This is a genomic window from Flavobacterium sp. KACC 22763, assembly GCF_028736155.1.
In the GTDB taxonomy this organism is placed as follows: domain Bacteria; phylum Bacteroidota; class Bacteroidia; order Flavobacteriales; family Flavobacteriaceae; genus Flavobacterium.
Window position 1 is genome coordinate 3,878,069 of record NZ_CP117879.1, and the last position, 14,758, is coordinate 3,892,826.

Consider the following 14,758-nt stretch of genomic DNA (forward strand, 5'->3'; position numbering starts at 1 on the left):
AGAAAAGTACTTTTTTACTCAATGTTGTATTGTTTCAATTTATTGTAAAGTGTTTTTCTCGTAATTTTAAGCAGTTTTGCCGCTTCAGATTTATTATTCTGTGTTCTTGATAACGCCTGAATAATGGTTTCTTTTTCATTTTCAGATAATGAAAAAACTTCATTTGCTGAAGGCTGCTGTTTTTGAATCTGAAAGAATTCTGCCGGAAGCACGTCACTTTCTATAAATTCACCACGAGTTAAAAGAGTGGCACGTTTTACGCAATTTTGCAATTCTCGTAAATTTCCTGGCCAGTTGTAATTCTGAAAAATAGAAACTACTTCTGGAGAAAATCCGATAACCTCTTTATCTAATTGCTGATTGGCTTTTTCTAGGAAATAATCGGCAAAAACCATTAAATCTTCTCCGCGATCTTTTAAAGATGGTGACTGAATCGAAAACTCATTGATTCTATGGTATAAATCTTCTCTAAAATCGCCGTTTTTTACTGCCTCGCGCAAATCTTCGTTGGTAGCTGTAATAATGCGTATATCGACGTTTATTTCTTTATTGCTTCCAACAGGTTTAATTTTTCTTTCCTGAAGTGCTCTCAACAATTGAATTTGATTCTCGTAAGAAAGGTTTCCAATTTCGTCCAAAAATAAAGTTCCACCATTAGCGGCTTCAAAATATCCTTTTTTATCGCTGATTGCTCCAGTAAAAGATCCTTTTAAATGCCCAAAAAATTCACTCGCCGCCAATTCTTTCGGAATCGCACCGCAATCTACGGCAATAAAATTATTGTCTTTTCTTCTGCTCTGCTGGTGAATGCTTTTGGCTATGATCTCTTTTCCTGTTCCGCTTTCGCCAATAATCAGAACAGACATATCCGTTGGACTTACCAATTGAATATGATCTAAAAGTTTTTTTGAAGCTACAGAAATTCCTTTAACAAATTCGTTTTCTGTCGCAACTGGCTTTTTGACTGTTTTTTTCTTTTTTTCCGGAGTTTCTAACTGTTCTTCTACGTCTGCTTTTGGAGCTTGCAACGCATTGGTAATAACCAGAAGAACTTCATCTGGATTAAAAGGTTTAGAAATATAATCAGCCGCTCCGTTTTTAATGGCTTTAACTGCAGTGTTAACATCAGAGTAGCCCGTCATTAAAATAACAGGAATATGAGGATGCGAGTTTTTAAATTCAGACATAAGTCCAATACCATCAGAATCAGGCAAGCGAAGATCTGTCAAAATCAAATCAAAAGATTCATTTTTAACTGCTTCACGCGCTTCTGCTGCGGAGAAAGCTATCGTTACATCGTACGCTTTTTTAATTAGAAATTTTTCTAATAATTTACAAAACGCAATATCATCTTCTATTACTAATATCTTCGGCATCTGCTTTTAGGGACTTTTTGCTAAAATAATATTATTAAACTTGTTATTTCATAAAAATATGTAAAATATGTAAAAAAAAAGAGATTGCACGACGCAATCTCTTTTTCACCAAAAACATAAATCTAAATTCACCTAATTTATATCTTCAACCAGTTACCATTGACATCTGAGTATACAGTAGCCTTTTGGTCTCCAACTGATATTTCGAGTTTATACTCTTTTTTTTCATTTACAAATGCTTTGTCCAGTTTTGCTCCTGGATAAGCGGTCTGCAAGGCTGTTTTTACAGCTGCAGGCACAGCATCTGCCGTAACTTCTGTATATTCTGTTTGAATAGTTACAGCTGCATTAGTGTTTTGCGAAATAGGCAAACCATTTGCATGGATTGACATCGTTCCTAAAACAACTATTGCTGATAAGATTAATTTTTTCATGATGCTGATTTTTAATTATTTCTTGATGATGTTACCAGAAGCATCTGTAAAAATAGTATACTTCTTGTCTCCACTTGAAATTTCGAGTTTATACTCGTTTTTATCGTTTTTATAAGCTTTTTCTAGCTTAGTGTTTGGAAACGATTTTTCAACCGTAGACTTCACAGCTGCCGGTATTTGGTCTGCAGCCACCTCTTTAAATGCATCTTGAAAAATTACTGATTGAGTAATTGAGATTGCTGGAAGAACTGCAGCATTTACTGAAAGACTTCCTAAAACAATCGCTGCTGATAAAACTAACTTTTTCATAATATTTGTGGTTTAAATTATTTTTTAAGAATATTACCAGAAGCATCTGTATAAACGATCGATTTTTCTCCTCGAACGGTTATCTCAATTTTATACTCCTTTTTATCATTTACCCATGCTTTTTCAAGCACTACACCAGGATAAGCTTCATCTAAGCCTTTCTTTACAGCTGCCGGAACTCCGTCTACTTCTTTATATCCATCCTGATCATTAACTGTCTGTACCATTCGGCTAGTTACAGCAGTGGTTTCTGCATGCATCGACAAACTGCCTAAGACAATTGCTGCCGATAAGATTAACTTTTTCATAGTTATAGTTTAAGGGTTAGACTTCATTATTTTTTAATCCAAGTTCCATCTGCGTTAGCAAAAAGATTTCCTGTTTTATCTCCAACAGTTACTTCTAGCTTGTATTCAGATTTTGTATTTTTAAATGCTTTAGAAAGCACCGCATCTGGATATGCTTTTTTCAAAGCGTCTGTTACAGCTGTTGGAAGCTCTTCCAATTTAATTTCTGTATAATCATCTTGGATAGAGATTGTTTTTACGATTGTATTTGAAATTGGCGAAGTTGAAGCAAATGATGTTAAACCTCCCAAAACGATTGCGGCTGATAAAAATAAATTTTTCATGATAGTTGTTTTTTAATATAGTTAATTTGATCTTAGTATTCTTGATCCGGATCTTCACGAGACCTTAGTTTAAGATTATTGTTTAATCCAAGTTCCGTCTGCATTTGCAAAAAGGTTACCCACCTTGTCACCAACAGTTACATCAAGTTTATACTGGGCTTTTTCGTTTTTGTATGCTTTAGTAATTACCGCTTCTGGATATGCTTTTTTCAAAGCATCAGTAATCGCTGCTGGTAATTCTTCTAATTTGATTTCTGTGTATTCGTCTTCAATAGAAATCGTTTTTACAGTAGTATTTGTTACTTGTGTAGTTGAAGCGAATGAAGTTAAACTTCCTAAAACAATTGCGGCTGATAAAAATAAATTTTTCATAACGTATATATTTTAATTAATAGTTGTTTACGCTTGAAGTAATGAAATTATTATGCCGTAAAGAAAAAGAGCTGTGCCAAAGACCATAAAATCCTGTTTTTAAAGACTTTATATCAAATATACCAAAAAAAGAAATACAGTGAAAGGTGTGTAAAAGAGAAAATAAGTGTGTAATAAGTAAACACTTATAGTGTAACCTTGGAAGAAATTCCAATTTTTGTAAATTCCAAATTCCAAAGTTTAGGTTTCCAATATTGGAATTTGGAATTTGAATATTGGATTTTATAAAGGCTTATAAAAGAAAAAGGCTTCCAAATCTGGAAGCCTTTATAATTATTCTGGACTATTCATTTTAAATGTATCCATAAATGCAGTCGTATAATCTCCTGCAATATATTTTGGATCATCCATTAATTGTCTGTGGAAAGGGATTGTAGTTTTCACACCTTCAATTACAAATTCATCCAAAGCTCTTCGCATTTTGCTGATAGCTTCTTCACGAGATTGCGCAGTTGTAATTAACTTAGCAATCATAGAATCGTAATTTGGCGGAATGCTATATCCTGAGTAAACGTGAGTATCTAAACGAACTCCGTGTCCTCCTGGCATATGAAGCGTAGTAATTTTTCCTGGTGAAGGGCGAAAATCGTTATAAGGATCTTCTGCATTAATACGAACTTCAATAGCGTGTAATTGTGGAAGGTAGTTTTTACCAGAAATTGGAATTCCAGCTGCAACCATAATCTGCTCACGGATCAAATCGTAATCGATAACTTGTTCTGTGATCGGGTGCTCAACTTGAATACGAGTATTCATTTCCATGAAGTAGAAATTTCTGTGTTTATCCACTAAAAATTCTACAGTTCCAGCTCCTTCATATTTAATGAATTCAGCAGCTTTTACAGCAGCCTCTCCCATTCTTGTACGAAGTTCATCTGTCATGAAAGGTGAAGGTGTTTCTTCAGTAAGTTTTTGGTGACGTCTTTGAACAGAACAATCTCTTTCAGAAAGGTGGCATGCTTTTCCATAAGAATCTCCAACAACTTGAATTTCGATATGACGTGGCTCTTCAATAAGTTTCTCCATGTACATTCCGTCATTTCCAAATGCTGCAGCAGCTTCTTGACGTGCGCTTTCCCAAGCTTTTTGAAGCTCTTCTTCTTTCCAGATGGCACGCATACCTTTTCCACCACCACCAGCAGTAGCTTTCATCATAACTGGATAACCAATTTCTTTAGCTACTTTTTGTGCATGTTCGTAAGATTCTAATAATCCGTCCGAACCTGGTACACATGGTACTCCTGCCGCTTTCATTGTAGCTTTTGCAGAAGCTTTATCTCCCATACGGTCGATCATTTCTGGAGCAGCACCGATAAATTTAATTCCGTGCTCTTGACAGATTTTAGAGAATTTAGCATTCTCAGAAAGAAATCCATAACCTGGATGAATTGCATCTGCATTTGTAATTTCTGCAGCTGCAATAATATTTGACATTTTCAAATACGATAAGTTACTCGGAGGAGGGCCTATACAAACCGCTTCGTCTGCAAATTTAACATGCAAACTTTCTGCATCGGCTGTAGAGTAAACTGCAACAGTTTTGATTCCCATTTCCTTACATGTACGAATTACACGAAGTGCAATTTCTCCTCTATTCGCAATTAATATTTTTTTAAACATCTTATTTAAATTAAAAATTACAAATTCCAATCTCCAAATTCCAACTCATTGGATTTTGTGACTTGTCTATTGGAATTTTTAAAAATTATGATGGATCTACTAAGAATAAAGGTTGATCAAATTCTACTGGAGACATATCGTCAACTAGAATTTTTACAATCTTACCAGAAACTTCAGATTCGATTTCGTTGAATAATTTCATTGCTTCAATTACGCAAAGAACATCACCTTTAGATACAGTGCTTCCTACTTCTGTGAAAACAGGTTTGTCTGGAGATGGTTTTCTATAGAATGTTCCAATGATTGGAGATTTTATAGTAACATATTTAGAATCGTTAGCAGCTGGCGCCTCTGGAGTTACACTTACAACTGTTGGAGCTGTAACCTGTGGAGCTGTAGCTTGAGGTAAAGCCGCCTGAGCTGGTAATTGCTGTACGTAAGTTGCTTCAGTTACATTAGTTTCTAAAGTTGTTCTGATTGTGATTTTTACATCATCCATTTCTAACTTCACTTCTGCAACGCCCGAATTTGCAACAAATTTGATTAGGTTTTGAATTTCTTTTAAATCCATAATGATTCGTTTTTAGTTTTAATTTATTTCTTATCGTAAGCCCATTTTAAATAGATAGATCCCCAAGTGAATCCACCACCAAAAGCGGCAAAGATAATGTTATCTCCCTTTTTAAGTTTACTTTCAAAATCAGCCAATACTAATGGCAAAGTTCCAGAAGTAGTATTACCGTATCTTTCGATGTTTACTAGAACTTTAGATTCGTCTAATTCTAATCTTCCAGCAGTAGCATCAATAATACGTTTATTAGCTTGGTGTGGCACTAACCAGTCAACATCTTGATTTGTCAAATTATTTCTTTGCAAAATCAATTCGCTGGCATCTGCCATATTAGTCACAGCATATTTGAAAACAGTTTTACCGTCTTGCATAATATTGTGCTGTCTGTTTTTTATAGTTTCTTCTGAAGGTGGAATTAAAGAACCTCCTGCTGGGATTTTAAGAAAATCTCTCCCTACACCGTCACTTCTTAAATACTCATCCTGCAATCCTAAACCTTCATAATTTGGTTCGAAAAGAACTGCACCAGCTCCATCTCCAAAAATAATACAAGTTGCTCTGTCTGTATAGTCTACAATTGATGACATTTTATCGGCACCAATTAAAAGTACTTTTTTATAACGTCCTGACTGAACATACGCTGCAGCAGTCGACATTCCGTACAAGAAACTTGAACATGCAGCCTGCAAATCGTATGAAAATGCGTTTGTTGCTCCAATTTCTGTAGCAACATATACTCCTGTAGAAGCCACCATCATATCTGGTGTCGCAGTTGCCATTATAATCATATCAATCTCTAGCGGATCAATATTTGCTTTTGCAATCAAATCCTTTGCAGCTTGTATCGCAAGGTACGATGTACCTTTATCAGCGTCTTTAAGAATTCTTCTTTCTTTAATTCCTGTTCGAGCGGTAATCCACTCATCATTGGTATCAACCATTGTTTCTAGTACTTGGTTCGAAAGAACGAAGTCAGGAACATAAGCTCCAACAGCGGTAATTGCGGCTGTGATTGTATTCATTATATTCTATTATTTTCTTTTCAAATTGTGATTAATTTGAAAAATTTTTAAAAGACCCGAAAATTACAAAAAAAAACGTAACGAATTTGTCTATATTTTCCTAAAAAACGAAAATTATAACCAACAAAAAAAACTCTCACTATGTGAGAGTTCTAGTATAATTTACAAAAACGTATTAAGCAACCGCTTCAGATTTATCGATAACAACTTGCCCTCTGTAGTACATTTTACCTTCATGCCAGTAAGCTCTGTGGTATAAATGCGCCTCACCTGTAATAGGACATGTAGCGATTTGAGCTACAGTAGCTTTGTAATGTGTTCTTCTCTTATCTCTTCTTGTTTTCGAGGTTTTTCTCTTAGGATGTGCCATTTTACTATATTATTTATCCGTTAATAGTTTCTTTAATTTTTCCCAACGCGGGTCAATATCTTCTTCTTTGTTACTCTCTTCTTTTTGTTCTTTTACACTTAACTCATTCAGTTTTGTCAAAGCTTCTGTTTGCAGACTTCCGTCTTTAACACCTGGATGAATTCTCTTCTGCGGAACAGAAAGCGCGATCATTTCATAAATATATTGTGCAATATCTATTTCATGTTCACCATGTGGCAAAATCAACAACTCTTCATTATCATCATTAAATTCTTCTCCAAAGCGAACAATCAGTTTCATTTTCCCTTTTATAGGTAAATCAAAATCCTCGCCCGTCAGATCACAAGGCACATTTACTGTTCCTTTGTGTTTGAATTCTAACTCTAACATATTACTCTTCTTATCGAAAAGCAAATTGACTTTAATATCTGAACTTTGAAACTCATCGTACTCAAAGTCCTTAAAGAACGTGTTATTTATTTGATACTCAAAATGGTGTTTTCCTAGTTTTAATCCTACGAAAGGAATTAAAAATTCTTTTGTTTTGCTCATTTCAACATCAATTTGATCAATTCAATTCTAAAACTAGATATCTGAATTGGGGTGCAAAGATATAAAATTATTACAAATCTAATAATCTTATTCACCTTTTTTTGTTTATAACTGTTTTTCTTTTATTTTAAGAGGTTTTTGGCTAATCTCCTCATACTGATTACGCGAGCGAAAAATATCGATCGCAAGATAGACTGCTTCTTTAAATGAATTGTAATCTGCCATATCTTTTCCTGCAATATCGTAAGCTGTGCCATGATCTGGAGAGGTTCTAACCTTATTTAGACCTGCTGTATAATTCACTCCTTTTCCAAAAGAAAGCGTCTTAAACGGAATTAATCCTTGATCGTGATACATTGCCACGATAGCATCATATTTTTCATATTGAGAGCTTCCAAAAAAACCATCTGCAGGAAATGGCCCAAAAACCATAGTTCCAGAATCAAATAATTTTTTAAGAACAGGTTTTAAAACCAATTCATCTTCTTTTCCAATCACTCCACCATCACCAGCATGCGGATTTAATCCTAAAACTGCAATTTTTGGTTTCACTATACTAAAATCCTGAATTAAAGATTTTCTAATAGTTTCTATTTTTTTAGTAATCAGTTCCTCTGTCAAATGAGAAGCAACTTCGTTTAATGGCACATGATCTGTAATTAGACCCACTCGCAAATTATCCTGCACCATCATCATCAAAGCATCTCCTTCTAATTCCTGATTCAAATAATCGGTGTGCCCAGGAAATTTAAAATCTTCAGACTGTATATTATATTTATTAATAGGAGCTGTAACTAGAACATCTATTTCGCCATCTTTCAACGCTTTTGTTCCCGCTGCAAAAGATTTAATTGCATATTCTCCTATTTTAGGATCATTTACTCCAAAATTGATATCAACACCCTCTCTCCAAAGATTCAAAACATTTACCTTCCCTGGAATAATTTGATCTATTTTATCAACTCCGTGAAATTGAATTGTCGATGTAAAGCTTTTTCTAACGAAAGAAAGGATTTTAGCATTTGCAAAAATAACCGGCGTACACAATTCCAACATACGAGAATCTTCGAATGTTTTCAGTATAACTTCGCTTCCAATACCGTTTAAATCTCCTACTGAAATTCCAACAATTATATTTTCTGCTTTTTTATTCATGAGCTCAGTTTATTTATTACTAATTTTGATGTGCAAATTTAGTAAAATAAAACCACAATGTTCACAGGAATTATAGAAACACTCGGCAAGATTCACGAAATCAAAAAAGATCAAAACAATCTTCACATAACAGTTGACTCATCCATAACACACGAATTAAAAATAGATCAAAGCGTTTCACATAATGGAATATGCCTTACGGTTGTAGCCATTAAAGATTCTCTTTATACTGTAACAGCTATTGACGAAACAATTTTAAAAACCAATATCGGCAATTGGAAAACTGGCGATATAATTAATTTGGAAAGAGGGATGAAGCTTGGAGACCGCTTAGACGGTCATATCGTTCAAGGTCACGTAGACCAAACTGGAACTTGCATTAAAATTGAAGAAGCAAACGGAAGCTGGAATTATACTTTTGAATACGATAAAAACCAAAACAACATCACAATCGAAAAAGGCTCAATAACAGTAAATGGAGTTAGTCTTACGGTTGTTAATTCTAAGACAAATGAATTTAGCGTTTCAATTATTCCGTATACTTACGAACACACTAATTTTAAAGATTTCAAAGTAGGAACAAAAATCAACCTTGAATTTGATGTAGTAGGAAAGTATATTTCTCGACTTTATTCGATAAACAAATAACACCTAGATTTTCCATAAAAAAAGCTTCAATATTAAATTGAAGCTTTTTTTATTTTATTTTTATATATGGCCACAGCACCTAAAGCTAAGCCTGCGACAAGAAGAAAACCAATATTTTGATTTATAGGAAAACCTTCTGGACATGATGGACAAGCTTGAGCACTAGCTTGTGCGTTCGTTTTATTGGCATCACCAGGAACAGGCATATCTTTACCTTCCGCTTTAACCAATGAAACATTTAATAACAATAAGGCAATTACTAAAAATGGGGCTTTTAGATTTTTCATAATTTCAAGCTATTACAAACAGCAAGTCTAATAATTATTTACAAAATATTCTTCGATAGAAATTCCCTACAACTAAAATTCTACCTCTAAAATCTTGGAACAAAAGTATAAGTTTTTTGCTCAAAAGCAACTTTTAATTTGAAAAAGACAAAACAAATATTAACATTTTTATTTTCAAATTCCATTAATCCTTTTTAGAAAACGCCCTAAGTGACAATCTTCCTTTTTATTATTATTTACAAGAACCACAAACTTGTAAGAATTTCCTGATTTTAAAAACCCTTCTTTTTTCATAAAACCAACACATTCAATTTATATCAAAGAAGAACTTCATATTCAATTCTAACCACGCAATAGAATATCCTCAAATTAATATATTTGCACAATTCAAACCTATTACAACCAGAATTAAACACATGAAAAACAGATATACAGTCGGAAGTTTATATGCAGGCGTAGGCGGTATCTGTTTAGGTTTTGAAAATGCAGGATTCAAATTAGAGTGGGCAAATGAATTTGACAAAAAAGCCTGTGTTACTTATAGAAACAATTTCGAGCACAAACTTATTGAAGGCGATGTAATGCAGCTTGATGTAAAAAAACTCAACAAAATAGACATTCTTACCGCTGGATTCCCATGCCAGCCTTTTTCTCTCGCCGGCCACAGAAAAGGTTTTAATGATAGTAGAGGAAATCATTTTTTCAAGATATTGGATTTTATTGACGAAATGAGACCGAAAGTAGTATTCCTTGAAAATGTCAAAAATCTTAAAGGACACGACAAAGGAAATACCATGAAAGTAATTCAGCGCGAAATCAAAAAACGCAATTACACTTTTGACAGCGCAATCCTGAATACCAAAGATTTTGGAAATATTCCGCACAATCGGGAACGTATTTTTATGGTTGCTTTTAATAAAGATTTCGTCAAAAAAGGTTTTAAATTCAATTTTCCGGAAAAAGAAGAATTAACGCAAAAAGTTACCGATTTAATCACAAAAGAAAAAGTCGATAAAAAATTCTATTATACCGAAGATAAATATATGTACAACATGCTGAAAGAAGCAGTTGTGAGAGAAGACAGAATTTATCAGTTTAGGAGACAATATGTACGAGAAAACAAAAAAGAAGTTTGCCCTACTTTAACTGCCAATATGGGAACTGGCGGACACAATGTCCCAATTATCACAACTGAATTCGGCTTTAGAAAATTAACTCCAAGAGAATGCTTTCGTTTTCAAGGTTTTCCTGACAGTTACAAATTACCTAAAATTTCCAATTCTAGCCTTTACAAGCAAGCAGGAAATTCGGTAAGTATGCCCGTTATCGAAAGGCTTGCCTCAGAAATATTCAAATGCATTGAAAAAATCGAAGCCAAACAATTAAAAGCAGAAAAGGTCTAAATACTCAAAAGCATTATTGTCCCTTCAATTCTAGCGAGACAAACCTCTAGATTCTTCTCAATTTCTTTACTCCAGAACCGCAAAATCGTCCAATTTTCAGAAATAAGAAAAGCGTTAACTTCTTCGTCTCGTTCTATATTTCTTTCAATTTTCGGAATCCAGTATTCGCGATTTGATTTAATTCTCAGCTGTTGCGTTTCCCAATCTTTTCCATGAAAAAATTCGCTGTCAACAAAAATGGCAATTTTATATTTGGCAAAAGTAAGATCAGGTCTCCCAAATATCTTCTTATTATTTTTTCGATATCTGTAGCCCAATTTCCATAAGGCTTTAGCCAGTCTTACTTCGCCTTTTGTAGCAGTGCTTTTTATTGCCCGCATAGTTTTACTCCTTTGTTCGGGAGTTAATCTATCCATCTGAAGATTAAATTTGTTTTGGATGGATAAAGTTAAGGTATTTTACAGAAACGGGAATTTAATTATTAGGTATCAAAAATTTCAATTTTCACATTTCAAAAAGTGCTGAAAACTAAAAAGCCTCTACATTTCTGTAAAGGCTTCTGTTCTAAATAGAAGTGGTCCCACCTGGGCTCGAACCAGGGACCACCTGATTATGAGACCGAGGCTTTTAATTTTCTTTCTTTTTCTTTTTATTTCTTATAACTGAAACACTACAAATTAGCTAAAACTCTGTTTTCTTTTATTTATATATTATTTCATATTATAGATTAAATGTTTCAGATATGTTTCAGACCACTTTGCAAGTTTTCTTTTTCTTGCAAGGATGTAAAACTTGCAAAACATGTAATTTCCTGTGTTATTCTAGCTTTTATTTATTGCTTCAATTACTTCTTTATCTTTAAAGATAGTTTCAAATAACTTTTTCATTGCTTCTGGCATGTAAGTTTTAAAATCACCCGCACCAAATGCTACATTTCCACCTAACTTTTCTTTTCCTTCAAAAAATTTGTACTTTAACAAAACTCCTTCTTTATCATAAACATAAAGGTTTATCTTAGAGTATAAGAATTGAATCATGTAACCATCTGTATTTAATTGATCAAATACTAAAAGAATCTTTTTATCTCCTGTTTGGCTTAGCAACTCTGTTTTTACTGTTTTTTCGTCATCTTCCCATTTAGTCGAAAGGCTTGTAGCTTTTATATCATACCTCTTTAATGAATTGATTATACTATTTGACAGATCATTCATAAAGCTTTCTGTGCTTTCTGTGCTTATTGGATAAGCTATACCAACATTACTTCTCATGTAACCAACAAAATCTGGTTTTCTAGAGCCATCTATGACAGCCTCTCTATGGTCTAAAAGAGCGAAGTCTATTTTTTGTGTTTTAACATCAAACAAATCTAATTTAAGGTCATTATATTTTACTTTTCTTCCTACTACACAACTTGTTAGTAGAATACAGATAAATACAGCTAATACTGCTTTTTTTATTTTTTTCATTATTATTAAGTTTGAATTCTATACTATATAAATATTATTAAGATTTAGTTTACCAGTCTATACAGAGCATCTATAGAAAGAAGAGCACTGTTAGTAAATCAATTTTTATTTAAGAATGTTGCACCGTATTGTGTTAAATACGTTTCCAAATCACTATTCTGGAAAACTGTTTTTACTCCGACTATATTTCCGTTTTTCTCATCATAAATAATTGAAAACAACCCCATGTCTGATTTTGGTCTTTTTTCCAAAGTATGATTTACTATGTCTGTAGAAAAGACCATATTGTATAAACCTGCATTATCATAAAATGTCTTATCAAATCTGATTAAATAACTATTATTTAATTGTATGTCAATATCAGTAATAAGAAGTTTTCCATTCTCAACATCAAAATAGAAGCTGATATTTTCCTTTGCGATACTCCTATCAGGCTTCAATCTAAAACTGACATCAATTTTTGTACTCCTTTGTGCATTCATTATACTGCAAATACTAACCAAAATAAAGCACAACAACCTGTTTAATCTTTTTTTACAATACATAATTTTTGTTCTTCACATTAAAATTTGATACTATTTTCATCTCTTTCTTTATCACTACTCCGTTGAAATGTAACATCCTCGTCTATAATACAACTATCACAAGAAAATCTCCCCCAACTAATATTATTCCATATTATTTCATAAACAATATAGAATACCATCAGTATTAAGAAAATAATCAATCCATTTACAATACCTGTAAAGGATGTAATAAGAACTATCGCAAATATTTTAAACAGAACATCCCTAACTTTTTTTCTTTGTTTTGTTTCTATCATAGAATAATAAGATTTAATTAATAGTTACAAATATAGATAGTATCAAATTTGATAACAATAAATTTATCAAATATCACAACTTTTGATTACATAATAATTAAAGGTTGAATAAAAAGGATTTTCAAATAGCATTAGGTAATAGAATAAGACAGTTGAGAGAAGAAAGAAATATTTCTCAAACTGAATTAGGACTCTTGTGTAATATTGAAAGGACTAATATGAACAGAATTGAAGCAGGAAATACAAATCCTTCAAGCTACTTACTCTATATAATTTCTGAAAAACTACAGGTAAAAGCATCTGAATTACTAAATTTTAATTTAACTTCAGAAAAATAAAAGCTATTAATACTAATCAGCAACTTCATTATAGCTTAAAATTCAATGGAGTATTCTAAAGATTTAAGCACGTACACCTATTCAAAACTTCGAAAGTATAAGAAGCAAAAAAAAATTAAAGACTTCCATCTTCGGTAAAACTAAAAAAACTTGATCTACTAATTATAATATGATCCAGTAAAGTAATTTCTAACAAATCGCAAGAATCCTTTAACCTCCTGGTAATTCTTCTATCTGCCTCACTTGGTTTAAGATTTCCACTTGGATGATTATGCGCTAAAATTATTCCTGAAGCATTACATTTTAAAGCAATACCTAAAATGATTCTAATATCAACTACAGTTCCTGAGCTACCACCTTTTGATAGACTATAAATCCCTAATACGTTATTCATTCTATTTAGCAAAATAACTTTACACTCTTCTTGAAAGTCTATAATATCTAAATTCCATTGAGATAATATAAAATCAAAAGTTTGTCTACAATTATTTAAAGCGATTTTTTTCGGTTGATTAGTTGAGTAACTAACATTTATTTCTGCTATTTCCATAAGTAATTTTTAAAAAGAAAACCTACTTAGTACTGAAATGAAATTCAATATAAAGTAGGTTAATCCATTCTTAAGCGTGTTCTAATTCAAATTTTCCATTCTTAGAAAATACATCTTGATTAGATCCAAAACTGCCAAAGGGTTCATGTCCTCTGTTTAACCCTATTTCTTCTTGTTTATAAACATATCGATGAGACATCATAATAACTTCTCCCGATTCTTTATTTACATACTCGTAAGGATCACATTCTTCTTTTATGATTTGTCCCTGCATTTGAGTTCCAATAAGAGCTTTACAAGTAGCTTCATCAAAAGTCGCAGGAATAAAAGCTTTTTTTGCTGTGGCATAGAAATTTCCTGTAACCTTACTTTGGATCATTTCAATTCCGCCTTGAGCTTCTAAAACAAAGAATATTTTTCCTTCTTCAGTTTGTCTTTCTTTAAAATTAATAATCGTTACCATTTTTTTTGAGTTTTTGAATTGATCTTTGCTAAATAGATATTTAAAGATTGCTTAAAGATTTCAGCTATCACCTTGAATTTTGTGCAAACTCCTTATTTATTTAGCACAATGATTATCATTGCTCCAAATAAGTGAGGGTTTTTAAGATAGTTGTCTAAGAAAGTTTTAAAAATTATCATATTCAAACTATATCGAATAGAATAATTAACAAACAATTGCAGTAATTGAAATAATAATCATTGACAAAAATTATTCATTTTTTGCTCACAATTAAGTCTGAAATTTCATCGAATTATTTACTACAGGCG

At 32.6% G+C, this 14,758-nt stretch carries 21 protein-coding genes; 3 read left to right on the forward strand and 18 right to left on the reverse strand.

The features are described 5' to 3' along the window. Positions 1-14: 14 nt before the first annotated feature. The 12 genes from PQ463_RS16225 to pdxA all read right to left on the reverse strand — a co-directional run bounded on the left by PQ463_RS16225 (position 15) and on the right by pdxA (position 8,472). Positions 15-1,376, reverse strand: a complete 1,362-nt coding sequence (locus PQ463_RS16225; protein ID WP_274254557.1) for a sigma-54-dependent transcriptional regulator — start codon at positions 1,374-1,376, stop codon at positions 15-17. A gap of 137 nt (positions 1,377-1,513) precedes the next feature. Next, the gene (locus PQ463_RS16230) at positions 1,514-1,810 is read right to left on the reverse strand and encodes a PepSY-like domain-containing protein (protein WP_274254558.1); all 297 of its coding nucleotides are present in this window, start codon (positions 1,808-1,810) and stop codon (positions 1,514-1,516) included. A 15-nt stretch (positions 1,811-1,825) separates the two neighbouring features. Continuing rightward, positions 1,826-2,119, reverse strand: coding sequence for a PepSY-like domain-containing protein (locus PQ463_RS16235; RefSeq protein ID WP_274254559.1), 294 nt, complete (start codon positions 2,117-2,119; stop codon positions 1,826-1,828). 17 nt (positions 2,120-2,136) lie between these two features. Then, positions 2,137-2,427 carry a hypothetical protein gene (locus PQ463_RS16240; RefSeq protein ID WP_274254560.1) on the reverse strand — a complete coding sequence of 97 codons (291 nt, stop codon included), beginning with the start codon at positions 2,425-2,427 and terminating at the stop codon, positions 2,137-2,139. A 26-nt stretch (positions 2,428-2,453) separates the two neighbouring features. Next, complete coding sequence (locus tag PQ463_RS16245) at positions 2,454-2,750, reverse strand: hypothetical protein (RefSeq protein ID WP_111365738.1); 297 nt, start codon at positions 2,748-2,750, stop codon at positions 2,454-2,456. Positions 2,751-2,825: 75 nt separating this feature from the next. Further along, positions 2,826-3,122: a hypothetical protein gene (locus tag PQ463_RS16250; RefSeq protein WP_274254561.1), complete on the reverse strand. Its 297-nt coding sequence runs from the start codon at positions 3,120-3,122 to the stop codon at positions 2,826-2,828. Positions 3,123-3,455: 333 nt separating this feature from the next. Beyond that, positions 3,456-4,802: an acetyl-CoA carboxylase biotin carboxylase subunit gene (gene accC / locus PQ463_RS16255; RefSeq protein ID WP_274254562.1), complete on the reverse strand. Its 1,347-nt coding sequence runs from the start codon at positions 4,800-4,802 to the stop codon at positions 3,456-3,458. 85 nt (positions 4,803-4,887) lie between these two features. Then, entirely contained in the window at positions 4,888-5,373 is a 486-nt protein-coding gene (accB, locus tag PQ463_RS16260) for an acetyl-CoA carboxylase biotin carboxyl carrier protein (RefSeq protein WP_111377463.1), read from the reverse strand. 23 nt (positions 5,374-5,396) lie between these two features. Then, positions 5,397-6,395, reverse strand: coding sequence for a beta-ketoacyl-ACP synthase III (locus tag PQ463_RS16265; protein ID WP_111377464.1), 999 nt, complete (start codon positions 6,393-6,395; stop codon positions 5,397-5,399). 175 nt (positions 6,396-6,570) lie between these two features. Beyond that, complete coding sequence (gene rpmF, locus PQ463_RS16270) at positions 6,571-6,765, reverse strand: 50S ribosomal protein L32 (protein WP_008465217.1); 195 nt, start codon at positions 6,763-6,765, stop codon at positions 6,571-6,573. Between the two features lie 9 nt (positions 6,766-6,774). Further along, the gene (locus PQ463_RS16275) at positions 6,775-7,317 is read right to left on the reverse strand and encodes a YceD family protein (RefSeq protein ID WP_111425161.1); all 543 of its coding nucleotides are present in this window, start codon (positions 7,315-7,317) and stop codon (positions 6,775-6,777) included. Positions 7,318-7,422: 105 nt separating this feature from the next. Further along, positions 7,423-8,472, reverse strand: a complete 1,050-nt coding sequence (pdxA, locus tag PQ463_RS16280; RefSeq protein ID WP_274254564.1) for a 4-hydroxythreonine-4-phosphate dehydrogenase PdxA — start codon at positions 8,470-8,472, stop codon at positions 7,423-7,425. 57 nt (positions 8,473-8,529) lie between these two features. On the opposite strand from pdxA, the gene PQ463_RS16285 reads away from it, so the two are divergent. Beyond that, a complete protein-coding gene (locus PQ463_RS16285) occupies positions 8,530-9,120 on the forward strand; it encodes a riboflavin synthase (RefSeq protein WP_274254565.1) in 591 nt (196 codons plus the stop codon). A 32-nt stretch (positions 9,121-9,152) separates the two neighbouring features. On the opposite strand, the gene PQ463_RS16290 is transcribed toward PQ463_RS16285, so the two are convergent. Next, positions 9,153-9,407, reverse strand: coding sequence for an Fjoh_0651 family PID-CTERM protein (locus PQ463_RS16290; RefSeq protein WP_274254566.1), 255 nt, complete (start codon positions 9,405-9,407; stop codon positions 9,153-9,155). A gap of 416 nt (positions 9,408-9,823) precedes the next feature. Between PQ463_RS16290 and dcm the strand changes: the two genes are divergently transcribed. Next, complete coding sequence (gene dcm / locus PQ463_RS16295) at positions 9,824-10,810, forward strand: DNA (cytosine-5-)-methyltransferase (RefSeq protein WP_274254567.1); 987 nt, start codon at positions 9,824-9,826, stop codon at positions 10,808-10,810. On the opposite strand, the gene PQ463_RS16300 is transcribed toward dcm, so the two are convergent. The 3 genes from PQ463_RS16300 to PQ463_RS16310 form a co-directional block, all read right to left on the reverse strand. Continuing rightward, entirely contained in the window at positions 10,807-11,190 is a 384-nt protein-coding gene (locus tag PQ463_RS16300; protein WP_443135187.1) for a very short patch repair endonuclease, read from the reverse strand. The two genes, dcm and PQ463_RS16300, sit on opposite strands and share 4 nt — an antisense overlap. A gap of 441 nt (positions 11,191-11,631) precedes the next feature. Next, positions 11,632-12,276, reverse strand: a complete 645-nt coding sequence (locus tag PQ463_RS16305) for a hypothetical protein (protein WP_274254569.1) — start codon at positions 12,274-12,276, stop codon at positions 11,632-11,634. Between the two features lie 98 nt (positions 12,277-12,374). After that, positions 12,375-12,758, reverse strand: coding sequence for a hypothetical protein (locus PQ463_RS16310; RefSeq protein ID WP_274254571.1), 384 nt, complete (start codon positions 12,756-12,758; stop codon positions 12,375-12,377). A gap of 493 nt (positions 12,759-13,251) precedes the next feature. Here PQ463_RS16310 and PQ463_RS16315 point away from each other — a divergent pair, with 493 nt between their 5' ends. Beyond that, positions 13,252-13,437 carry a helix-turn-helix domain-containing protein gene (locus PQ463_RS16315; protein ID WP_443135200.1) on the forward strand — a complete coding sequence of 62 codons (186 nt, stop codon included), beginning with the start codon at positions 13,252-13,254 and terminating at the stop codon, positions 13,435-13,437. 115 nt (positions 13,438-13,552) lie between these two features. On the opposite strand, the gene PQ463_RS16320 is transcribed toward PQ463_RS16315, so the two are convergent. Continuing rightward, on the reverse strand, positions 13,553-13,987 hold the full coding sequence (locus PQ463_RS16320; protein ID WP_274254573.1) for a JAB domain-containing protein: 435 nt from the start codon (positions 13,985-13,987) through the stop codon (positions 13,553-13,555). 70 nt (positions 13,988-14,057) lie between these two features. After that, complete coding sequence (locus PQ463_RS16325) at positions 14,058-14,450, reverse strand: hypothetical protein (protein WP_274254574.1); 393 nt, start codon at positions 14,448-14,450, stop codon at positions 14,058-14,060. Positions 14,451-14,758 lie beyond the last annotated feature (308 nt).

What these genes read in the sequence shown, in the direction of transcription:
- PQ463_RS16225 (WP_274254557.1), bottom strand. Translation starts at nt 1,376, where the DNA reads ATGCCGAAGATATTAGTAATAGAAGATGATATTGCGTTTTGTAAATTA.
- PQ463_RS16230 (WP_274254558.1), bottom strand. Translation starts at nt 1,810, where the DNA reads ATGAAAAAATTAATCTTATCAGCAATAGTTGTTTTAGGAACGATGTCA.
- PQ463_RS16235 (WP_274254559.1), bottom strand. Translation starts at nt 2,119, where the DNA reads ATGAAAAAGTTAGTTTTATCAGCAGCGATTGTTTTAGGAAGTCTTTCA.
- PQ463_RS16240 (WP_274254560.1), bottom strand. Translation starts at nt 2,427, where the DNA reads ATGAAAAAGTTAATCTTATCGGCAGCAATTGTCTTAGGCAGTTTGTCG.
- PQ463_RS16245 (WP_111365738.1), bottom strand. Translation starts at nt 2,750, where the DNA reads ATGAAAAATTTATTTTTATCAGCCGCAATCGTTTTGGGAGGTTTAACA.
- PQ463_RS16250 (WP_274254561.1), bottom strand. Translation starts at nt 3,122, where the DNA reads ATGAAAAATTTATTTTTATCAGCCGCAATTGTTTTAGGAAGTTTAACT.
- accC (WP_274254562.1), bottom strand. Translation starts at nt 4,802, where the DNA reads ATGTTTAAAAAAATATTAATTGCGAATAGAGGAGAAATTGCACTTCGT.
- accB (WP_111377463.1), bottom strand. Translation starts at nt 5,373, where the DNA reads ATGGATTTAAAAGAAATTCAAAACCTAATCAAATTTGTTGCAAATTCG.
- PQ463_RS16265 (WP_111377464.1), bottom strand. Translation starts at nt 6,395, where the DNA reads ATGAATACAATCACAGCCGCAATTACCGCTGTTGGAGCTTATGTTCCT.
- rpmF (WP_008465217.1), bottom strand. Translation starts at nt 6,765, where the DNA reads ATGGCACATCCTAAGAGAAAAACCTCGAAAACAAGAAGAGATAAGAGA.
- PQ463_RS16275 (WP_111425161.1), bottom strand. Translation starts at nt 7,317, where the DNA reads ATGAGCAAAACAAAAGAATTTTTAATTCCTTTCGTAGGATTAAAACTA.
- pdxA (WP_274254564.1), bottom strand. Translation starts at nt 8,472, where the DNA reads ATGAATAAAAAAGCAGAAAATATAATTGTTGGAATTTCAGTAGGAGAT.
- PQ463_RS16285 (WP_274254565.1), top strand. Translation starts at nt 8,530, where the DNA reads ATGTTCACAGGAATTATAGAAACACTCGGCAAGATTCACGAAATCAAA.
- PQ463_RS16290 (WP_274254566.1), bottom strand. Translation starts at nt 9,407, where the DNA reads ATGAAAAATCTAAAAGCCCCATTTTTAGTAATTGCCTTATTGTTATTA.
- dcm (WP_274254567.1), top strand. Translation starts at nt 9,824, where the DNA reads ATGAAAAACAGATATACAGTCGGAAGTTTATATGCAGGCGTAGGCGGT.
- PQ463_RS16300 (WP_443135187.1), bottom strand. Translation starts at nt 11,190, where the DNA reads ATGCGGGCAATAAAAAGCACTGCTACAAAAGGCGAAGTAAGACTGGCT.
- PQ463_RS16305 (WP_274254569.1), bottom strand. Translation starts at nt 12,276, where the DNA reads ATGAAAAAAATAAAAAAAGCAGTATTAGCTGTATTTATCTGTATTCTA.
- PQ463_RS16310 (WP_274254571.1), bottom strand. Translation starts at nt 12,758, where the DNA reads ATGAATGCACAAAGGAGTACAAAAATTGATGTCAGTTTTAGATTGAAG.
- PQ463_RS16320 (WP_274254573.1), bottom strand. Translation starts at nt 13,987, where the DNA reads ATGGAAATAGCAGAAATAAATGTTAGTTACTCAACTAATCAACCGAAA.
- PQ463_RS16325 (WP_274254574.1), bottom strand. Translation starts at nt 14,450, where the DNA reads ATGGTAACGATTATTAATTTTAAAGAAAGACAAACTGAAGAAGGAAAA.